Origin of the sequence: Natrinema marinum (assembly GCF_024296685.1) — an archaeon.
Lineage (GTDB): Archaea > Halobacteriota > Halobacteria > Halobacteriales > Natrialbaceae > Natrinema > Natrinema marinum.
Map to the genome: position 1 here is coordinate 1,521,945 of NZ_CP100763.1, position 17,468 is coordinate 1,539,412.

Below are 17,468 nucleotides of genomic sequence, written 5' to 3' on the forward strand. Positions count from 1 at the left end.
AGTCGACGCCCGTTCGATTCGGTGGCGCAGTCGCTGGCCGATCGAGCGGACGACGGAGAAGACGGGGCTTACGCGAGCGTCTCGCCGAGTGCCTCGAGCGCGGCTTCGCGAACCGCATCGCGTTCGCCGGGCAGGAACTCGACGTGTCCGTCCCGGCCGCCGACGACGCTGACGCCGCCGTTGGGCACGGCCTCGGCGATCGCGTCGCCGAGATCGCGGACGTTCACGGGTTCGGTCGCGCGGACGTGGAGTTCGTCGTCGCCGACGCCGAGCGTGACGTACGGCGAGTCCGTCCGATCCCGCTCACTGCGATGAAGCGCATCCAGCAGCAGGATCGTCGTCGGGAAGTTGTACCGGTGGGTGAAGGCGTCCGTATCGAGCACGGAGACCGTGACGCCGTTGATGCCGCGAACGGAGAGGTTCTCGCGGGCCGTCTCGAGTTCGGTCTCGAGCTTGTCGCGGAACTGCTCGGAGACGTGGGCGGCCAGATCGCCGTCTCGCGGCCGCTCGGATTCGTCGTCGTCGCCGAACAGCAGGTCGATGACGAGTTCGCGCTTGTCCTTGTAGGACTGGTAGTAGGCCTCGAGCGCGACGGCTTCGCGGCGCTCGGAGATGCCGGTCTCGTCGTAGCCGGCCTCGCGAGCGAGCTCGAGGTACGCCTCGGGGGTGTCCTCCCAGTAGCTGACCGCGGGGAGGTGCTCCAAGTCGGCGCGGACCTCGTCGTTGACGTGCGCGGCGACGTTCGCCGCGAGTGCAGCCGAGGTCACGTCCGAGACATCGACGCCGGCCAGCGACGGCGCGACGGCGGTGTCGACGGCGTCGGTGATCTGCTCGTCGGCGCGGCTGTCGTCGATGACGAGCGCGTCGGCGTCGTACAGCGAGAGCAGTTCGTAGCCGTCGACGGACTCGACGGTCGAGCCGGCGTCGACCAGCACGACGAGCGGGAGTTGCTCGCCGTGGCGGTCGCGGGCCTCGAGCATCGAGGTCACGTCGCTGGTGGCGGCGTCCATGTCGTAGACGCGGCCGTCGAGCGGGCGACGCTCGAAGTAGTGGTACTCCGCATCGTCGCGAGTGTGTTTCTCGCGGATCAGCGGGAGGACGGCTCGTTCGATGGCGGCCCCGGCGACGTAGCCGTCGGCGGTCGCACCGTGGCGGACGACGATCGGGCGGGCCTCCATGACGGCTCGGCGGATCGCGGTCGCCGCGTCGGCAATACCGTCTTCGACGGCCGCGACGGCCTCGTGGTCGGCCAGCGGTGCGACGTCTGCGGGTCGGGCCTCCTCTTCGATCGCGGTCTCGAGGCGGTCGACGACCGTCTCGCGGTCCTCGTCCGCGAGGATGTCGAGGGTCTCGGTCTCGACCTGCAGGTCGCCGTGGTGGTGTTCGACCTCGCCTTCCAGAGCGACGACGTCGTCGATCTCGACGGCCGGATAGGCGCGAACGCCAGCCTCCTCGAAGGCCGCACACTCGACGGTGCCGGTCTCGTCGCTGAGTTCGAAGACCGTCGGGCCGCTGGTCTGGCGGACGCCGGTGATCTCGCCCTCGAGGCGGACGACGCTGCCGACCTGGTTCTCGATGGCGTCGACGGTCGTCCGGTTGAGCGCGGGTTCGGGTTCGGACTCGGTATCGGCGTCGGACGCGTCCTCGGCCGTCGGCGTCGAGGCGGCGGCGGACTCGGTCGCGACCGAGCCGCTGCCCGCGACGGCGCCGGCGGTTTCGGCGGCTGCGGGTTGGCCCTCGTCGACGGAGTCGGCGTTCGGCTCCGGTTGGGGATCGGTCTCCGATCCGTCGGCGGCCGCCTGCAACTCGCCGGCCGGCGAGTCGCTGTCGTCGGCCGAACCGGGGTTGCTCTCGGTAGTCGTCTCAGTCACCGACTCCTCGGTGTCGTCTTCTCGCTCCTCGGGCTGGAACTCGTCGTCGGCCGTCTCGACCAGCTTGCCGCGGAACTCGCGTTCGCGCTGGCGGATCGACCAGCCGAGGTCGACGTTGCCGTTGTCTCGGACGTCGAGGACCTGGACGAAGACGTCGTCGCCGGGTTCCCAGTCGAGACTCTCGAGTCGTCGGTCGAGTTCGCTTCTGTGCAACAGACCGGTGACGTGATCTCCGATGTCGACGAAGACACCGAAGTCGGCGTAGCCGTCGACGGTTCCCCGGTAGTAGCGACCGGGCGTGAGCTGCGAGGCGGCGGTGCCGCGGAATTCGAACACGGCATCCTCCTCGTGGCTCTGACAGATCTCGCCGTCAACGGGAGTGCCGCAGATGATACAGTTACCCATCTACTCGGACCAAGCAGTTTCGCCCTAAAACGGTTGTCGAAATGCGTTCGTGCTGTGAGCGACGATGACGACCGCGCCACCGCGTCGCAGTCAGTCGAAAACGGCCGACTCCTCCTCGAGCGCTTCGATATCGTCGGCGAGCGCCCGAACGTCCTCCGGGAACAAGGAGACCTGGATCTCGTTGTCGTCCTCGTCCTCGAAGACGAGTTTGACGCGCTTGTCGCCGAACTCCCGCGCTTCGGTCGACTCGACGTCGAACAACTTGACCGTGGCCGCCTTGTTGTTGGGACCGACGTTCTTGATCGCTCCGTCGTTTAACTCTACCATGAACTCCTCGAGCGTCAGCGCGAGCATGGTCGCCGTAGGGCCCCCGGATAAAAAACCGCTTGGCATCGCCGCTCGGCGCGAAGCGCGAGACGACTGCCAGGATGCTAATCCCAAACCGCACGCGTGGTGTGTCAGTTCGCCTGCGGCTTTCTCTCATCGAACGAGGTTACAGATAAACGGTGGTGATCGTTCAGGCGAGTCTCGAACCGGCATCGACCGCCGAAACGGCTGACTGGGTCGAGCAGCGCGGTCGATTCCGTAAATCACCGCTCGCCGACGGGAAACGCGGCGTCCACGTTGCCGGCCCCGCCCCTTTTAAGTTTGTTTCGCCCGAATCGTTTGACCGCTATGGAGCTCACCTGGCACGGCCACTCGACGTGGCACGTCACCGTAGGCGAAACGTCGCTGTTGATGGATCCGTTCTTCGACAATCCGAAGACCGACCTCGAGCCCGACGACCTCGAGACGCCCGACTACGTGTTGCTGACTCACGGTCATGCCGACCACATCGCCCACGCGGGAGCGTTCTCGGACGCGACGCTGGTCGCGACGCCGGAACTCACGTCGTACTGCCAGGAGGAGTTCGGCTTCGAGGACGCCGTCGGCGGGATGGGGATGAACCTCGGCGGTACCGTCGAGTGTGGCGACGCCTACGTCACGATGGTCCGGGCCGACCACACGAACGGGATCATGACCGAAAACGACGCGAGCGGCGGCATGCCGGCCGGGTTCGTCGTCTCGGATACGAAGCCGACGCAGGTCAGCGACGAGGAGTCGACGACCTTCTACAACGCCGGCGACACCAGCCTCATGAGCGAAATGCGCGATGTCATCGGCCCGTATCTCGAGCCCGACGCCGCGACGGTCCCGATCGGCGATCACTTCACGATGGGGCCATGGCAGGCCGCCGTCGCCATCGACTGGCTCGACGTCGACCACGTCTTCCCGGAACACTACGACACCTTCCCGCCGATCGAACAGGACCCCGAAGACTTCGAGAGCGAAGTCAAAGCGACGGGAAGCGACGCCGAGGTCCACGCGCTCGAGGCCGACGAACCGTTCGAACTCGAGCCCTGATCGCCGGGAGCACAGCGTTTCGATCAACCCTTTTTGCGCCTCGAGCGGCCGTGGGACGGGCGTTCGGTTGCGAGAGTTCAGTTACTCGAACCGGTCGCTTGCCGCCGGGCGCGCACCAGCGCCGTCGCCGCTCTGGTCACCGATCCGATAGCGCGTGTCGAGCGGGTAGCTCCTGTACCGGGCGAGTACCAGATGGAGGCCGATGGCGGCGGCGATCAGGCCGAAGTTCCAGATCGGCGAATCGTAGTAGATGACGTCGACGATGATCGGCTCGCGATAGAACGGCCAGAGCGGCTCGAGCGGCGGTGCGATGTCCGGCGCGGAGAGGATGTCCGCGAACAGGTGACTCATGCCGCCGAGGATCAGGCCCGCGGTCGCGAAGACGAACACGGTGAGGCTCGCGATCTCCGTGCTTCGGATCCATCGATGCGCGTTGAACCAGTCGGTGAGCCATCGGGCGGCGAACACGCCGGCGAGGATGCTCGCCAGCACGACGAATATCACGGTGTGAGTCACGCCGTGATGGGTCACCGGAAGGAACCCCTGGAGGACCAAGTCGGTATCGGGGAGCATCGCCGTCAAGAGGGCGAATCCCGTGAACCCGAGCGCCGCTCGTCGGCCCCAGATGATCCACGCCGGCGCGGCGAACAGTAGGGCCATCCCGAGATGGCCGGTCACGTCGACCATGCGATCACTCGAGTCACCGGAGCCGCCGAGCGAGTCGGAGAAACAGGGACGTGATCGTGCCGATTCCGGGCACTCGAGACGAGAGCGCGGCCGCACCGAGAAGCAGGAGGCCGCTCTTCGGCCGCCCGCGTCGGAACGCCAGCGCGCTGTCTATCAGCGTCGAGACGATGCTGAGCTTGTTCGCCGACCGCGCGTTGATGCCAGTCATACTCTGATTCCCACGTTCGGCAGCCGCGGACAAACCGAGCACCGCTGCAAACGCAAGCCCACGGGGCGGCTACGCGACGGGCTTACGACGCCGCGCTCCGATCGCGAAGCGGACAGTGCTGTGCCACCAAACGTTTACAGCACCGCTCGTGGACCGCACGACTGCGATGACGAAACAGGTCACCACCGTCTCCGACGAGGGGTACAGCGCGACCAACGAGATCCGCGACTTCGAGACGACGATCGACGCCAACGGCGAGGACGCGCCCGACACGCTCGAGTCGCTGCTGGCGGCCTACGGCTCCTGTTACGTGCCGGCGCTTCGGGTCGGCGGCCAGCAGCGCGGGGCCGACGACCTCGGGCGGATCGAGATCGAGACGACCGGCGAACTCAACGACGACGACAAACTCGAGTCGGTTCGGTTCGATATCGGCGTCGAAGCCGACGTGGACGACGACACCGGCGAGGAGATCATCGAGCGCGCGTTCGAACTCTGCAAGGTTCACGACGCGCTCAAAGAGAGCCTCCACGCGGAGACGAGCTTCGAGGGGGACGCCTTCTGAGAACGCGGCGCAGCTGCCGATCGTTTTCGGCGGCCGAAGGTCAGACAGCGGGAACGAAAGGGGGGATGCCGAACCGAAGTGGTTCGGGGGGATGACACGGCGACACGCTGCGATCCGTGCGGACTGCACCCTGCCGCCATATATGGGGTTTCACGTTCCGCGCATTAATCCTAGTGCCGAAGTGTATTGGTGTTGGAAATGGATGTATTCCAACGAACACCACTGCCGCGGGATCGGTTCCGATGGTCAGTTTCAAGACCGCGCTCGAGACAGAAGCGAGCATGCTCCGATCATTCGACGGAACGGAACCGCAGGTCGCCGACTCCGCCTACGTCGACGACGCCGCGGTCGTCATCGGCGATGTCGTCATCGAAGACGAAGCTAGCGTCTGGCCCAACACCACGCTCCGTGGCGATCACGGCACGATCGTCGTCGGCGAGGGCGCGAACGTCCAGGACAACGCCGTCCTCCACGAGGAGGCGACACTCGAGCCCTACTCGACGGTCGGTCACAGCGCCATCGTCCACGACGCGACCGTCGCGGAGCGCGCGCTGGTTGGGATGAACGCGGTCGTCCTCGACGGCGCTCACGTCGGCGAGGGAGCGGTCGTCGCCGCCGGCAGCGTCGTCACCGAGGGGACCGAGATCCCCGAATCGACGCTCGTCGCGGGAGCGCCCGCGGAACCGAAAACGGAGATCGACGATCCGCACCTCGGGGCGACGGCCGACCGGTACGTCGAACTCTCGAGGGAACACGCGGAAACGTCCGAGCGTCTCGACTGAGCGTCAGTCGGCGCGCTCGCCGTCGCCGTAGACGACCTCCCGCACGTCGTCGACGCCGGCGCGGCGAACCACTGCTCGGACCGGATCGCGCGCGCCCGCGAGATTGTCCGAATCGCCGTCGAGCACCAGCAGCTGCGCCTCCCGATCGGGCTCGAGCAGGCCGTACTCGAGGTCGGCGATCTCGGCCCCGTGTACGGTCGCCATCCGGAGGATCTCGTCGGCCGGCAGCTCGGACAGTTTCGCGAGGAACTCCATCTCGCGGAACATCGACGGCGAGTTGAGGAACACGTTGTCGGTACCCAGCGCGAGCGTCGTCCGCTCTGCGAGGTCCGAGTAGGGGGAGAGCCCCACGTCGGTCACCAGATTCGAGCGCGGACAGACGACGATCGGTACCTCCTGGTCGGCGACCCGCTCGAGATGAGCCGGTTCGGGGTGGACCATGTGGACCAGAAAGTCGGGCTCGAGGTCTAACGCCGGATCGATGTCACTGGCGTCGACTTCGCCCGCGTGAATGCCGAAGGGTTTGCCCGCCTCGCGGGTCGCCTGGCGTTCGTCGCCGAACTCGGTGTCGTTGGCCCCGCTCGCGCCGAAGCCGTCGCCCGCACGCATCGCGTCGACGGAACCTCGCGCGAACGAGAGCGCGTCGATCTCGAGGCCGTCGGCGGCGTCCTCGAGCATCCGAACGCCCGCCACGTCGCCCTCGCGGAAGTCCAGACAGGCCGCGGTCCCGGCTCGTTCCATGAACTGTAGCGAGCGCGCCATTGCGCTCACGAGGTCGTCGCGATCGGCCGCTCGAAGCAGCCGGTGTTTTAGCCCGTCCGGCGGCGCGACCAGTTCCTCGAGCGAGAGGCCACCGCCGGCTTCCTTGGCGATCGAGTCGCCGATGTGGGTGTGGGCGTTGACGAACGCCGGCAGAATGATATCGTCGCTCTCGACCGATTCCTCCTCGATGGCCGCGATGCGTCCCTCGTCGTCGACGACGATGCGTCCCTCGACGGGCTCGAGTGCGCGCCCGCGGAGGATCGTTCCCGTCCGTTCCATACGGGTGGGTTCGCGGTCAGTCCCTTCAAGGATTCGGCGCGGGTCGGCCTCGAGGTAGCCGGGGTCGTCGGTCCTCAGTCGACGAACTGGTCCAGCGTCGTATCGAGTCCGTCGCGAACCTCGCTGACCAGCGCGCCGTCGATGTCGAGGCCGAGCACATCGACCGCGGCCCGGCCGACCCGGTCGCGCAGCGCCGGCGGCGAGTAGACGCCGAGTCGCCACTGAGAGTACTGGGCGGCCCGCAGCGCCTCGACCAGCGGCGACTGCTGGCCGAGCCGGCGAACGTCGCCATTGACCATCACGCGCGTCGTCGATTCGGTCATCGAGGGCCTGCTCGGCACGTCGAGGATGACGTGTGCCGGAGCGACGTTCGCCCGGTCGGCGATCTCGGCCTCGAACTCGCGGATGGTTCCGTGATCAGCCTCGATGATCCCGCCGGGTACGTCGTCGATCTCGGCCCACACCGCCCGCTTGAACAGGTCGCGCTGGTCGAGTCGCCGGGAGAACTCGCCGGTTGCCTCGCACGAGCGGAGAGCCGCGATTAGATCGTGGTCGTCCATCCGCTGGAGGGTCTCGGCGTCGACATCCGCATCGGTCGAATCGAGCAGCCGTTCGCCGGCCCGACGGAGCATCGCCTTGCTGATCCGGGCGACGCCGTGGCTGTAAACGGTCGGATTCATCAGCGCGCGGGCGACCAACAGGCTCTCGGCGGTCTGGACGTTCCCCTCGTCCAAGACGAGTTCGCCGTCGACGAAGGTCAACTCCCGGACGAGCCGGCCGTGATCGATCGTCCCGTACGGCACCCCCGTGTGGTGGGCGTCCCGAACGAGATAGTCCATCCGATCGACGTCGAGTTCCCCCGAAACCAACTGGCCGAACCGGCCCTCACCGGCGACCAAGTCCGCCACTCGATCCGGCTCGAGGTCGTGCTCGCGCAGCACGTCCCCGACCACGCCATCCGCGAGCAGCCCGTGGACGTCGTCGTGGTACCGGCCCGTTCGCCGGTGGGTGAGCGACTCGAGGTTGTGGCTGAACGGCCCGTGACCCACGTCGTGGAGGATGGCCGCGGCGCGGACCCGTTCGGCTCGCAGCCCGTCGACCGCGAGGTGCTCGAGTGCCTCACAGGCGAGATGGTAGACGCCGAGGCTGTGTTCGAAACGGGTGTGGTTGGCGGAGGGATAGACCAGGGAGACGGTGCCGAGCTGGCTGATCGATCGGAGGCGCTGTAGCGCCGGCGCGTCCAGCAGGTCGCGGGCGACGCCGTCGACCTGAATGTGGTCGTGGACGCTGTCCTTGATCGTCTTCATCGGTCGTCTTTGGGCCGGTTCCTACAAAAACGGTCGTCCGAGTGACGCCTCGAGTTGCGATGTCCGGCTGAAAAGCTACCCGGGTCGGCGCGTTACCGACGCTTGCCATGACCGACCTGACCATCCCACCGGACGTCGATGAGCGGCGAGCCGCGGAGTTAGTACAGAGCCACGTCGAACTCGGCGACACCGTCGAGATTCGCAACGAGGAACGGACCGAGGACCACCAGCTCGATGTCACGGGCGAGGTGACGGGTTTCGAGGCCGACTACGTCGAACTCGACGGCCAGTCGCCCGAGAACAAAGGCGTCCGCTACGACGAGATCCACACGGTCAGTCGGATCGAATCCTGAGCGGCCGGCCGCGCGGTCGTCAGCGCTATGCGGATCGACCGGCGGCCTCGCGGTCCGCTCCCAGCCCCTCCCGAAGCGACTCGGGAAGCGCCGTCGACTCGTTTTCGTCGTCGAGAACGACGGCGACGGTAGTGAGCGTCGCGGCGACGCGGTCGCCGTCGCGGACCTCGTAGGTCAGCGTAAAGCTCGTCTCGCCGATGTCAGCGACATCGACGCCGACCGTAATCGGCGAAAGCGATCGAAGCTGGCCCTCGTAGTCGATCTCGAGGTGGACGACTGCGTGCGACAGGTCCGCGAGCCCGACACCGTGGCGCTCGGCGAGATACCGGTCGCGAGCGAGGTCGGTGTACGCGACGAACTTGGCGTTGTTGACGTGGCCGCTCCGCCCGAGGTCGTCGGTGCGGACGTCGATCGTCGTCTCGTAGACTGCCATGACCGCGTGCAGGCCCAGCGGCGTCGAATACGTTACGGAGTTGCCCCGATCACTGCCAGCCCGGCTCAGAGGGCGACCCACTCGCCCCGATCGTCGCTCTCCTCGATGGCAGCGAGGACCCGCTGGGCAGCGAGGCCGTCCGCGAAACTCGGCGCGAACGACGTGCCGGTCTCGACCGCGCACAGGAACTCGTAGTTCTCGTGGACGAAGGTGTGCTCCCAGCCAAGGACGTGGCCCGGCGGCCACCAGTGGTCGACGTACGGGTCGTCCGCGTCGGTGACCAAAACCGTCTCGTAGCCCCGATTCCCGTCGCGGAGCACCTCGAGTTCGTTCAGCCGCTCGAGGGAAAACCGCAGACTTCCCTCGGAGCCGTGGACCTCGACGGTGTGGTCGTTCTTGTGGCCCGTGGCGAACCGTGATCCCTCGAGGGTGCCCATCGCGCCGTTTTCGAACTCGAGTTGAGCGGTGTAGGCGTCGTCGACGGTGACCGGCCGGGTCTCGGGCTCGTCATCGGCCGCCGTCTCCTCGATCGGCCGCTCGTCGACGAACGTTTGCAAGTGACCGCTGACACGCTCGATCTCGCCGGCGAGGTCGTCCGAACCGACCAGAAATCGGAGGAGATCGACCGAGTGCGAGCCGAGATCACCGAGCGCGCCCGATCCCGCCAGTTCCGCGTCGTTGCGCCACGACCACGGAGCCTCGGGATCGACCAGCCAGTCCTGCAGGTACCGCCCGCGGACGTGGTGGATCTCGCCCAGTTCGCCCGCCTCGAGCAGTTCCTTCGCGTAGCAGATTGCGGGTACGAACCGGTAGTTGAAGGCACAGCCCGCGGGCACGTCGTCGCCGGCGTCGCGCACCGCCTCGGCCATTGCAGTCGCCTCCTCGAGCGTCGGCGCGAGCGGTTTCTCGCAGAAGACTGGCGTACCGGCCTCGAGCGCGGCGATCGACGGCTCGGGATGGACGTGGTTCGGGCCGAGATTGTAGAAGGCGTCGACCTCGCCGACGACCGCTTCCCAGTCAGTCGCGATCGATTCGAAGCCGAGTCTGTCGGCCGCGTCTTCCAGCGCCGCCTCGTCGCGGCCGACCAGAACGCTGCGTTCGACCGCGGGCGCGTCCGGGAAGAACATCGGAAGCCGCGCCAAAGCGTTCGCGTGCGCTTTGCCCATGAACCGATAGCCGAGCACGCCGACCTCGAGCGTCATGGGCGGGGATTCACCGGCCCGATAGTTAGCGCTTTGCCGTGTGCTGAAAGCCCGCTGGCTGATCGCCTTCGACACGCGCGAGCGATGGGCTGTGGCGGCGCTCGGCGGAACGTAGCGAAACGGAGAACCAACGGATCGTCCGGACCGAAGCCGTTAGTCGTCGGCCGGCGTCGGCGCACCGCGCTCGATGTCGATGTTACCGGCGTCGAGGTCCGCCTCGACGTTGCGGGCCGCTTGCACCATGTTTTCCATCTTGCCGTAAGCGACCTCGCGGGGCAGCAGCTTCACGCCGCAGTCGGGCGAGACGACAAGCTGTTCCGGCGGGACGACCTCGAGGCCCTTCTTGATGTTCGCCTCGATCTGTTCGACGGACTCGACCTCGGCGACGTGGGCGTCGCAGACGCCGAGCGCGAGGTCCTTCGTGAACTCGGGGTCTTTGAAGACGTCGAGCTGTTCGTAGTCGCCGTTCGCCAGTTCGAGGTCGAACTCGTCGACCGGGAACTCGAGGATCTCGGGGTAAATCCGGGAGTAGTCGCCGTAACAGACGTGAAGGCCGATGCGAACCTCCTCGGGGATGTCGGCGACGATGTGCTCGAGCGCTTCGCCGACGATGGCGTGATCGTCGGGGGTCGTCGCGAGCGCGGGCTCGTCGATCTGGATGTAGCGCGCGCCGGCGTCGACGAGCTTCTCGATCTCCTCGTTGACGAGGTCCGCGAGCTCTAAGGTGAGTTCGTCGTCGTCATCGTAGGCCTCGTTAAAGGACCAGTTCGCGAGGGTGTAGGGTCCGGTGATCGGGACCTTGACCGGGCGGTCGCTGGCGGCCGCGGTGAACTCGTACTCGTCGACGAGCCAGCTGTCTTCGTATTCGACTTCGCTGACGACCGAGGGCTTGTCGAAGTAGTTGTGCCCCCAGACCTTGACGGGGCCGTTGAACTCGTAGCCCTCGATGCGGTGGGCGAAGAACTCGACCATCTCGGTGCGCCGCATCTCGCCGTCGACGACGACATCCAGGCCGGCTCGTTCGTGTTCGTCCGTGATGACGCGCGCGGCGTCGTCTTTCGCTTCCTGCCAGTTCTCCTCGTCGAAGTCGGCCTCGTCGTCTTCGTAGAGCTCCTTCGCGCGGTTGAGCCACTTGGGCTTGGGGTAGGAGCCGACGACGGTCGTCAGCAGGAAGTGGTCGTGTTCGTGGTCGGGCTGTCGGAACTGATCTTTGTTCTCGTTCGTGCTCATGCTGTTTGCACCTCCGCGAGGTCCGCGGCTTCCGCAAGGACCTCGAGTTTCTCCACGTACTTGCCGTAGGGCAGGTAGAACGTCTCGGTGTTGGTCGTCAGGTAGATCGTCTCGAACTCGGTGACGCCCAGTTGACCGTCGACCCACTCGACGCGGTCGCGGATCGCCTCGGGATCCTCGACGAGCGTGTTCTGGCCGTCGGCGAGGCCGAGCGCGACGTCGTCGGTCGCGCCGTACTCCTGAATGTTGTAGAGGTTGTCGTCCTGATTCGCGACGAAGTCGAAGCCGACTGCGTCGATGTCGGCGTCGAGCAGGTGCGCGTAGACCTTCTCCTCTAACGCGCCCCAGTAAGGCTGGACGACGACATCGGCGTCGGTCGCGCTCGCGACTCGGTCGATCGCCTCGCTCGCGCGCTCGTCTTCGCCGTCATCGGGCGCCGACTCGACCAGCGAGGGCTCGAGCAGGAACAGCGTCTCGTGGGCCGGGAAGGCGTCGACCTCGCCCGCGAGGAACTCCGCGATCGCGTCGAGGAACTCCGCCTCGTCGCCGTAGTGTTCGTCGGTCGCGAGGTCGGCCAGCGAGTACGGACCGGGGAGGACGGCCTGCAGGTCGGCGTCCTCGGCGAGGTCCGCGGCCGCCTCGAGCTCCGAGGCGACATCGCCCGAAAAGTCGAGGTCGCCGCTGACGACGGGCTCGCGGTAGAAGTTGTTGTTGTCGTAGTAGCGGACGATCCCCTGGGTCTCGACGGCGTCGTGGACCGCCAGCGGGTGAGCGAGCATGTCGTCCCAGCGCAGCTGTCCTTCGACGATGCGGTCCAGACCCGCGTCCTGCTGTACCTCGATCACGTCCTCGCGGGCCTTTTCGTAGGCCGCGGTGATCGCCTCGCCTTCGTCGCCGCTGACGAGGTCGTGTTTCTGGTGTCCCTTGAGGTCCGAGAGGTCGTCTTTCGCCCAGTCCGGGAGCGGATACAGCCCCGGCGTGGTCGACACGTACTCAGTCATCGTGGTCCCGGCTAGGCTATACCGACGCTTAATATTTTCCATCCTATCTAATACGTGGTAGTAATTGTCGCGGCGCGAAACCGCCGACGCGGGCGACTCGAGAACGGGAGACGACGTGAGCCGCCGAAACGAACGAGGGCGGCTTAGCCGAGCACGAGGAAATAGAGGCTGGCGATCGCCAGCACGAGCGTCACCCCGAGCAACAGCCGCTTTTTCGTCTCGAGGTCCGAGACGAGGTCCGCGGGGCTCATATCGGAGAGGAGGAACCGATCGGGACCGTCGCCGACGACGCCGTCACCGTTCTCCCGGCGGAGAGTCCCCAGAACGGTCACCTCGTCGCCGGGCCCAAGTATCTCGTGTTCGAAGGTGTGATGGTCGTACCGATCGAACCGATTCGGCGAGACGACGCCGTCGGCACGGACGGAGACGCCGTCGCGCTCGGTACCGCTCTGGTCGCCCTCGACCTCGTCGGCGAACCGACGGAGCCGCTCGAACGATCCCGCCGTCGTTCGCACCCGGTCTCTGACCATGTTCGAACCGGAGACGATGAGATCACTTCCCGTCGGGTCGACGCGGACCGCGCCACCCTCGTCGACGAGGTGGAAATCGGCGGCTCGACGGCCGCTCGCGACGCGCTCGTCCGGTCCTTCTTCGTCGTCGGACTCGGCCGAAAGTTCCCAGTCGACGACGACCGCCTCCTCGTCCGTGACTGGGGAGCCGACCGTCTCGAGGGGCTCGACCGTTCCGGTAAGCAGGGCCTGCCCCTCGACGGCCGTATCGGTTCGCGCGCGGTCGGTCGACGCCAGCGTCTGCTGTCGTCTCGACTGGTCGAAAAACCCGTAGCCGGTGGCCGCAGCCCCCAACGCGAGGAGGACCGCTGGTGCGAACGCCGTCATCGTCGTCCTCCGCGTCGCCGCTCGTCGTTGCTCGCTCGACCGTGTTTGGAAACCCGCACCATCTGTACGCAGCGATACAGATCTCCTCGAGATAAAGACGCTGGCCGTTCGCACTCGGGATTGATCTGACGACGTTACTCGAGTGCCAGCAACGCGTACGTCTCCGACTCGACCTGTGCGACCACGTAGATCGTGCCGTCGTCGAGGACCGGGCCCGGACCGACGCGGCCCGCGAATTCCCGTTCGAATCTGAGCGCCGGGCCGCCGCTCGGACTGTCGCCGGGCGTCGGATCTAGCGCCCGGAGGCGGTCGCCACCGACGAAGACGGTGTCGCGACCGTACGCCGGCGCGGTGTGTCGCCAGTCCCCGATGCCGTGGGTCCAGTGTCGCTTGCCGGATTCGGCGTCGACGGCGGAGAGTTCCCGCCCGTTCGCGGTGAGAACGAGCCCGTCGGCGACGGCGATCCCGCGTTCGGCCCAGCCGGTATCGACCGTCCAGTTGATCCGTTGCCCAGACATCCCGTCGTCCAGCAGCGCGTACGTCGTTCCGTTCTCGCAGTTCACGTAAATCGAGTCCGTGTCGGCGCTTGGCGGACACATCGGCCGTGCCGGTAGTTGCCACCGCTGCCAGCCGATCCCGTCATCGCGGAGCAGGTAGACCAGTCCGGCCTCGGTGGCGACGACGATCCCGTATCCCATGTAAAACGCGGCGTGGTCGAGCACCTGTCCGTAAACGTCCCGTCGCCAGCGGACGGACCCGTCGTCGGGCTCGAGCGCGACGACCTCCTCGCCGGCCCCGCAGACCAGTTGTCGTCCCGCGTACGTCGCCGGCGTCGTCACGTGCCCCCGCGAGTCGAACTCGCGGTTCCACAGTTCGTCGCCCGTTTCGGCCTCGAGCGCAGAAACCGCAGTTCCCGTCGACACGTAGACGACGCCGTCCCGGACCAGCGGCGGCGTCCCGACTTCTGGGTTCGTCCACAACTCCGCGCCGTCGGCGGCGTCGAACACTCGAAGCTTCCGGCCGTCGATCTGGTACACTCGATCGCCCGCAACGACGGGTGCCTGATAGGAGAGCTGTGCGACGTCGACCCGCCAGCGTTCCGTGACGCCGTCGACGGGGGCCTTTCCGTCGGCGACCTCGCGGGTGTTGGCGGCGTTACAGCCGAACGACGACCAGTCGCCGGTCGCGCCGGCGACGTGTCGATCCGTCTCGATCGGTCCGTCGGTTCCGGGCGGGGGCGGCTCGTCGGACGTCGGCGATCGAACGCTCGAGAACATCGAGCAGCCGGCGAGCGCGGCGCTCGCGGCGCCGACACCCGCCAAGAGGGCTCTTCGCGTGGGGGCCATCGACCGCTACTTCATAGACGACCGAAAAGTATCTTCGGATGACGTGTCTTCGCTATCGGAGCAACTCGAGCACCGTCAGCGTCTCGAAGGGAAACGACTCGTCGGCGACGGCTACGGCGCTGAAACCCTCCTCGCCGGCCCGTTCGACGACCGCGTCGACGCCGGTGAGGCTGCTGACCAGCAGGTAGACGACGCCGCCGGGCGCGAGGACGCGCCCGACCGTCTCGAGGAAGGGATCGATGACCGCCCGGCCGTCCTCGCCGCCCGATAACGCGTGCTCCATCCAATCGTCCCACTCGTTTTCGGGGTCGGTCGGCAGGTACGGCGGGTTGAAGACGACGGCGTCGAACGCGCCGTCGCGAAACGGCGCGACGAGATCGGCTCGCACCGTCTCGACGCCCTCGGCGCGGGCCTGACGAACGGCGTGGGGGTTCAGATCCGACGCGATCACGCGAGCCGCCGTCTCGTCGGCGATCCGGCCAGCGACGTAGCCCGACCCCGTGCCGACCTCGAGGACGCATTCGTCGCCCGCGAGTCGCTCGCAGGCGGCCTCGGCCAGCAGGTGCGAGTCCTCGGCGGGCTGGTACACGTCCGGTCCCTCGTCGCGGCGGTCCTCGAGTCCCATCAGTTCTCCTCCGGCGTGCTCATTCGGTGTTCCCGCGCCGTTCCGTCGCCGTCGCCGGTCTGCGACATCGGTTCGGTCGGTTGCTCGTCGGCGATTCGAAAGCCGCCGGTCTCGGCCCGTCCGGAGAGTTCCCGCTGCGGGAACGGGATCTTGACGCCCTCGTCCTCGAAGGCCGCTTTGATCGCGGTGATCGCGGCCGTGCGCGCCCGCCAGTAGCGTCTGGCGCTCGGGTTGTCGATCCAGAACCGAACGGCGAGGACGACCGCCGAATCGCTGAACGATCTGGCGACGACCTGCGGCGACGGCGCTGACAGCGTCTCGTCGATGTCGGCAACCGCCTCCCTCGAGAGGTCGATCGCGCGGTCCACGTCGGTCGCGTAATCGACGCCGACATCGACCTCGAGGCGCAGCCGGCCCCGCTTCGAGCGATTGGTCACGGTGCTCGAGGCGATGACGTCGTTGGGGATCATGATGTACTCGCCGTCGAACGACCGGACCTGCGTGTTGACGATCGAGATGTCGGTGACGATCCCCTCATCGCCTTCGACCTCGATCCAGTCGCCGATCTCGAACGGCCGGGCGAACATCAGGACGAAGCCCGCGAGCATCGTCCCGAGCGTCTGGCGGGCGGCCATCCCGACGATGATCCCGAGGAAGCCGGCCCCGACGAGGAGGCTCCCCAGATCGTCGATCCAGACGCCGAGGACGACGACCAGCGAAACGGCCCAGATGACCACCTGCGAGAGCCGGTGCGTGACCTTGCGCTGGTGGGCCGTCACCGCCGAGGACGAGCCGAAGACCTCCTCGATCACCCGGCTGACAAAGCGGGTGACGATGACCGTCACGACCAGCAGGAGGAAAGAGAAGATGGCCTTGGCGACGGCGTCACCGCCCAGCCCGAGGTTCGTGTGCAGCTTTCGGACCTCGTCCGCCCGGCCCCAAACGCCCGTCATGACGGCGAGACTCGTCAAACAGGCCGCGATGAGCAGCGACGTGGACGCGATATCGGCGTACAGCGGCCGCGCCCGCTCGGCGATCCGCTCGTGGAGCCGTCGATAGGAGAGGAGGACGGCGACGACGAGCCCGACCGCCGCGAACGAGACCGCGAGTTTGAGCTCGGTCGTCGGAACAGCCTCCGACAGCCAGTCGAGGCCCGTCAGTAGTCCGGACATGCGTTCGTCTCTCCGATCTGTCGACCGCGCAGCTTTGAGTATCCGTTGGTTACCCTCCCTCCCGCGTGACGCAAGCCGCCGGTCCGGCTCGAGGCACGAGTCGGAGTCAGCGCTCGGGCTCGCCCACGTCTATCGCGAGCCGCGCCAGCGCGGCGAACTCCGCCGGTGCCATCGCCCCCGCTCGCTTCCGAAGCACGTCCTCGTCGGCCGCCTCGACGACCGCCTCGGGTTCCGCGAGCTCGGAGATATGGGCCGTGTTCCGGATCGCGTTGCGGATCGTCTTCCGGCGTTGCGTGAACAGCGCCTTGACGAACCGCAGGAAGAAGTCCTCGTCGTCGATCTCGTAATCGGGCTCGCGCGGCACCGCCCGTATCACCGCACTCTGGACCGCCGGTGGCGGCGAAAACGCTTCTTTCGGGATCGACTCGACGAGTTCCACGTCGGCGAAGTGCTGGCTCGAGACCGAGAGCCGACCGTACTCGCTCGTTCCGGGCTCGGCGACCATCCGCTCGGCGAACTCCTGCTGGAACATCAACACGAGCGGCTTCCCCTCGGGAAAGAGCCGGAAGGCGATCTCGCTCGAGACGCCGTAGGGGAGGTTCGACACCGATGCCGTAAAATCCGGGAGGTCGACCTCGAGGGCGTCACCCTCGACGACGGTCAACTCGCCGGCCGCGATCTCGTCGGCGAACTCCTCGCGCAGGAATTCGGCGAGTACGCGGTCGCGCTCGACGACCGTGACTTCCTCGCCGACCGCGAGTAGCCGATCGGTCAGCGCGCCCGTCCCGCCGCCGATCTCGAGTAAGTGGCTCGTGTCCGCGTCGATCGCCTCCAAATAGGTCGGCAACCGGTCCAGCACGCGGTCGTCGACGAGAAAATGCTGGTCGCGGTCCGGATCGCCGCGGACGCCCGCCCGCGCGATCAATCCGTCTGGATCCCTCAT

General features: G+C 67.0%; 19 protein-coding genes. 4 read left to right on the forward strand and 15 right to left on the reverse strand.

Going from position 1 to position 17,468, the window contains the following annotated elements:
- Positions 1 to 68: 68 nt before the first annotated feature.
- Positions 69 to 2,276 (reverse strand): DHH family phosphoesterase, encoded by a 2,208-nt coding sequence (locus tag NKH51_RS07510; protein WP_254764621.1) that lies wholly within the window; start codon positions 2,274 to 2,276, stop codon positions 69 to 71.
- 90 nt (positions 2,277 to 2,366) lie between these two features.
- Positions 2,367 to 2,630 (reverse strand): hypothetical protein, encoded by a 264-nt coding sequence (locus NKH51_RS07515; protein WP_254764622.1) that lies wholly within the window; start codon positions 2,628 to 2,630, stop codon positions 2,367 to 2,369.
- 321 nt (positions 2,631 to 2,951) lie between these two features.
- Between NKH51_RS07515 and NKH51_RS07520 the strand changes: the two genes are divergently transcribed.
- A complete protein-coding gene (locus NKH51_RS07520; protein WP_254764623.1) occupies positions 2,952 to 3,680 on the forward strand; it encodes a metal-dependent hydrolase in 729 nt (242 codons plus the stop codon).
- Positions 3,681 to 3,761: 81 nt separating this feature from the next.
- Here the strand turns inward: NKH51_RS07520 and NKH51_RS07525 are convergent, their stop codons facing one another.
- Complete coding sequence (locus NKH51_RS07525; protein ID WP_254764624.1) at positions 3,762 to 4,367, reverse strand: metal-dependent hydrolase; 606 nt, start codon at positions 4,365 to 4,367, stop codon at positions 3,762 to 3,764.
- Positions 4,368 to 4,380: 13 nt separating this feature from the next.
- Complete coding sequence (locus tag NKH51_RS07530) at positions 4,381 to 4,575, reverse strand: hypothetical protein (protein ID WP_254764625.1); 195 nt, start codon at positions 4,573 to 4,575, stop codon at positions 4,381 to 4,383.
- Between the two features lie 166 nt (positions 4,576 to 4,741).
- Here NKH51_RS07530 and NKH51_RS07535 point away from each other — a divergent pair, with 166 nt between their 5' ends.
- A complete protein-coding gene (locus tag NKH51_RS07535) occupies positions 4,742 to 5,137 on the forward strand; it encodes an OsmC family protein (protein ID WP_254764626.1) in 396 nt (131 codons plus the stop codon).
- A 242-nt stretch (positions 5,138 to 5,379) separates the two neighbouring features.
- The gene (locus tag NKH51_RS07540; protein WP_254764627.1) at positions 5,380 to 5,919 is read left to right on the forward strand and encodes a gamma carbonic anhydrase family protein; all 540 of its coding nucleotides are present in this window, start codon (positions 5,380 to 5,382) and stop codon (positions 5,917 to 5,919) included.
- A gap of 3 nt (positions 5,920 to 5,922) precedes the next feature.
- Here NKH51_RS07540 and NKH51_RS07545 read toward each other — a convergent pair whose 3' ends face one another.
- A complete protein-coding gene (locus NKH51_RS07545; protein ID WP_254764628.1) occupies positions 5,923 to 6,960 on the reverse strand; it encodes an amidohydrolase family protein in 1,038 nt (345 codons plus the stop codon).
- A 74-nt stretch (positions 6,961 to 7,034) separates the two neighbouring features.
- The gene (locus tag NKH51_RS07550) at positions 7,035 to 8,267 is read right to left on the reverse strand and encodes an HD domain-containing protein (protein ID WP_254764629.1); all 1,233 of its coding nucleotides are present in this window, start codon (positions 8,265 to 8,267) and stop codon (positions 7,035 to 7,037) included.
- 107 nt (positions 8,268 to 8,374) lie between these two features.
- Here NKH51_RS07550 and NKH51_RS07555 point away from each other — a divergent pair, with 107 nt between their 5' ends.
- Positions 8,375 to 8,620, forward strand: coding sequence for a hypothetical protein (locus NKH51_RS07555; protein ID WP_254764630.1), 246 nt, complete (start codon positions 8,375 to 8,377; stop codon positions 8,618 to 8,620).
- Between the two features lie 25 nt (positions 8,621 to 8,645).
- On the opposite strand, the gene NKH51_RS07560 is transcribed toward NKH51_RS07555, so the two are convergent.
- The 9 genes from NKH51_RS07560 to NKH51_RS07600 form a co-directional block, all read right to left on the reverse strand.
- Positions 8,646 to 9,053: an acyl-CoA thioesterase gene (locus tag NKH51_RS07560; RefSeq protein WP_254764632.1), complete on the reverse strand. Its 408-nt coding sequence runs from the start codon at positions 9,051 to 9,053 to the stop codon at positions 8,646 to 8,648.
- A gap of 65 nt (positions 9,054 to 9,118) precedes the next feature.
- Entirely contained in the window at positions 9,119 to 10,255 is a 1,137-nt protein-coding gene (locus tag NKH51_RS07565) for a Gfo/Idh/MocA family protein (protein WP_254764633.1), read from the reverse strand.
- Between the two features lie 153 nt (positions 10,256 to 10,408).
- Positions 10,409 to 11,485 (reverse strand): methionine synthase, encoded by a 1,077-nt coding sequence (locus NKH51_RS07570; protein WP_254764635.1) that lies wholly within the window; start codon positions 11,483 to 11,485, stop codon positions 10,409 to 10,411.
- Positions 11,482 to 12,486: a 5-methyltetrahydropteroyltriglutamate--homocysteine methyltransferase gene (locus tag NKH51_RS07575; RefSeq protein ID WP_254764637.1), complete on the reverse strand. Its 1,005-nt coding sequence runs from the start codon at positions 12,484 to 12,486 to the stop codon at positions 11,482 to 11,484. The genes NKH51_RS07570 and NKH51_RS07575 overlap by 4 nt, the downstream gene beginning before the upstream one ends.
- 143 nt (positions 12,487 to 12,629) lie before the next feature.
- Positions 12,630 to 13,382 (reverse strand): E3 ubiquitin ligase family protein, encoded by a 753-nt coding sequence (locus NKH51_RS07580; RefSeq protein ID WP_254764639.1) that lies wholly within the window; start codon positions 13,380 to 13,382, stop codon positions 12,630 to 12,632.
- A 134-nt stretch (positions 13,383 to 13,516) separates the two neighbouring features.
- Positions 13,517 to 14,728, reverse strand: coding sequence for a PQQ-like beta-propeller repeat protein (locus NKH51_RS07585; protein WP_254764641.1), 1,212 nt, complete (start codon positions 14,726 to 14,728; stop codon positions 13,517 to 13,519).
- A gap of 52 nt (positions 14,729 to 14,780) precedes the next feature.
- Positions 14,781 to 15,353, reverse strand: a complete 573-nt coding sequence (locus NKH51_RS07590) for a HemK2/MTQ2 family protein methyltransferase (RefSeq protein WP_254764642.1) — start codon at positions 15,351 to 15,353, stop codon at positions 14,781 to 14,783.
- Entirely contained in the window at positions 15,353 to 16,525 is a 1,173-nt protein-coding gene (locus tag NKH51_RS07595; RefSeq protein WP_254764644.1) for a mechanosensitive ion channel family protein, read from the reverse strand. The genes NKH51_RS07590 and NKH51_RS07595 overlap by 1 nt, the downstream gene beginning before the upstream one ends.
- Positions 16,526 to 16,631: 106 nt before the next feature.
- Positions 16,632 to 17,468: a 16S ribosomal RNA methyltransferase A gene (locus tag NKH51_RS07600; protein ID WP_254764646.1), complete on the reverse strand. Its 837-nt coding sequence runs from the start codon at positions 17,466 to 17,468 to the stop codon at positions 16,632 to 16,634.

Excerpts from the sequence above, each read along its gene's own strand:
- NKH51_RS07510 (WP_254764621.1), bottom strand. The coding sequence starts at position 2,276 with ATGGGTAACTGTATCATCTGCGGCACTCCCGTTGACGGCGAGATCTGT.
- NKH51_RS07515 (WP_254764622.1), bottom strand. The coding sequence starts at position 2,630 with ATGCTCGCGCTGACGCTCGAGGAGTTCATGGTAGAGTTAAACGACGGA.
- NKH51_RS07520 (WP_254764623.1), top strand. The coding sequence starts at position 2,952 with ATGGAGCTCACCTGGCACGGCCACTCGACGTGGCACGTCACCGTAGGC.
- NKH51_RS07525 (WP_254764624.1), bottom strand. The coding sequence starts at position 4,367 with ATGGTCGACGTGACCGGCCATCTCGGGATGGCCCTACTGTTCGCCGCG.
- NKH51_RS07530 (WP_254764625.1), bottom strand. The coding sequence starts at position 4,575 with ATGACTGGCATCAACGCGCGGTCGGCGAACAAGCTCAGCATCGTCTCG.
- NKH51_RS07535 (WP_254764626.1), top strand. The coding sequence starts at position 4,742 with ATGACGAAACAGGTCACCACCGTCTCCGACGAGGGGTACAGCGCGACC.
- NKH51_RS07540 (WP_254764627.1), top strand. The coding sequence starts at position 5,380 with ATGGTCAGTTTCAAGACCGCGCTCGAGACAGAAGCGAGCATGCTCCGA.
- NKH51_RS07545 (WP_254764628.1), bottom strand. The coding sequence starts at position 6,960 with ATGGAACGGACGGGAACGATCCTCCGCGGGCGCGCACTCGAGCCCGTC.
- NKH51_RS07550 (WP_254764629.1), bottom strand. The coding sequence starts at position 8,267 with ATGAAGACGATCAAGGACAGCGTCCACGACCACATTCAGGTCGACGGC.
- NKH51_RS07555 (WP_254764630.1), top strand. The coding sequence starts at position 8,375 with ATGACCGACCTGACCATCCCACCGGACGTCGATGAGCGGCGAGCCGCG.
- NKH51_RS07560 (WP_254764632.1), bottom strand. The coding sequence starts at position 9,053 with ATGGCAGTCTACGAGACGACGATCGACGTCCGCACCGACGACCTCGGG.
- NKH51_RS07565 (WP_254764633.1), bottom strand. The coding sequence starts at position 10,255 with ATGACGCTCGAGGTCGGCGTGCTCGGCTATCGGTTCATGGGCAAAGCG.
- NKH51_RS07570 (WP_254764635.1), bottom strand. The coding sequence starts at position 11,485 with ATGAGCACGAACGAGAACAAAGATCAGTTCCGACAGCCCGACCACGAA.
- NKH51_RS07575 (WP_254764637.1), bottom strand. The coding sequence starts at position 12,486 with ATGACTGAGTACGTGTCGACCACGCCGGGGCTGTATCCGCTCCCGGAC.
- NKH51_RS07580 (WP_254764639.1), bottom strand. The coding sequence starts at position 13,382 with ATGACGGCGTTCGCACCAGCGGTCCTCCTCGCGTTGGGGGCTGCGGCC.
- NKH51_RS07585 (WP_254764641.1), bottom strand. The coding sequence starts at position 14,728 with ATGGCCCCCACGCGAAGAGCCCTCTTGGCGGGTGTCGGCGCCGCGAGC.
- NKH51_RS07590 (WP_254764642.1), bottom strand. The coding sequence starts at position 15,353 with ATGGGACTCGAGGACCGCCGCGACGAGGGACCGGACGTGTACCAGCCC.
- NKH51_RS07595 (WP_254764644.1), bottom strand. The coding sequence starts at position 16,525 with ATGTCCGGACTACTGACGGGCCTCGACTGGCTGTCGGAGGCTGTTCCG.
- NKH51_RS07600 (WP_254764646.1), bottom strand. The coding sequence starts at position 17,468 with ATGAGGGATCCAGACGGATTGATCGCGCGGGCGGGCGTCCGCGGCGAT.